The organism is Vibrio sp. Vb0888, assembly GCF_033338835.1.
Lineage (GTDB): Bacteria > Pseudomonadota > Gammaproteobacteria > Enterobacterales > Vibrionaceae > Vibrio > Vibrio alginolyticus.
On the sequence record NZ_JAWOTL010000262.1, the window covers coordinates 1 to 1,120 of the forward strand.

The following is a 1,120-nucleotide window of genomic DNA, read 5'->3' on the forward strand; positions in this document are numbered from 1 at the left end:
CTCGTGTTGCTAAACAACAAAGCTTAACGCGAGTTTGCTCTCCACCACTCAAAGCCTCTAAGCGACGTTGTGCTTTATCACCCTTTATCCCGAAGCGTGCTAACAGCTTACGAGCCGATTTACTATTGATTGAAGAATCGACCGCACACACCTCTTGCTCCGGTGTATGATCCGGATGACGCCAAGATAGGTCTTGAGCGAAGTAACCGATCTTAAGACCTTGTGCAAACGTCATTTCACCAGAGAGTGGAAGCACCTCCCCCATTAGCGTTTTAAGCAATGTCGACTTCCCTACGCCATTGAAGCCCTCAATCACTAACTTTTCTCCTCGTGCGACAGTGATATCAATCGGTGACAGTAAAAGCGTTTGATAGCCAATGCTCAACGCTTCGGCGCTAACAACACTTTGATGTCCAATAGGCGCATAAGAAAAATCAAATTCAGTCACGGCATCTATTCTATGCAACTGAATCCTTTCAATTTTATCTAATTGTTTCTTACGGCCCTTCGCAATGCTCGCATTCACACCTGCGCCATTTTTCGCAATAAACTGTTCCAGTTTCTTAATCTCAGCTTGCTGTGAGTGGTACTCTTTTTCCAACAGCGAATTGTTGTGTCGCTTTTGCGTCATTGCTTTGTGGAATGAGCCGGTGTATTTCTGGATTTTTTGATAGTCGATATCACAGATGCAGGTAGTAACCACATTCAGGAAACTCACATCATGAGACACCAACAGTACGGTTCCTACATAAGCATTGAGATAACTCTTCAACCACTCAATATGAGTTGCATCAAGATAGTTAGTCGGCTCATCTAACAATAAGACGTCTGGTTCACGCAACAATAAGCGCGCTAATAAGACCTTATGGCGTTGCCCACCACTTAACGCACTCATTAGAGTATCCAGTCCCAACTGCTGTATACCAAGCCCTGCGGATACACTTTCAATTTGGGCATGTAAGGCGTAAAAGCCTTGGGCTTCCAATTCCGTTTGTAACTTAGCAACTCGGCGAAGCAAAGAAGGCGATGCAGATTCAGCCATCTCTTGATACAAAGAAAATAATTCACGTTCAGCTTCAAACAACTCATTAAATGCCGATTGTAAACATTCTCTAATCGT

1 protein-coding gene is annotated in these 1,120 nt (G+C 43.9%); it reads right to left on the reverse strand.

What is annotated here, in order from left to right; genetic code table 11:
- Positions 1-1,120 (reverse strand): ABC-F family ATP-binding cassette domain-containing protein (locus tag R7P72_RS25500; protein WP_318111019.1); only part of this gene is annotated, 1,120 nt, incomplete at both ends.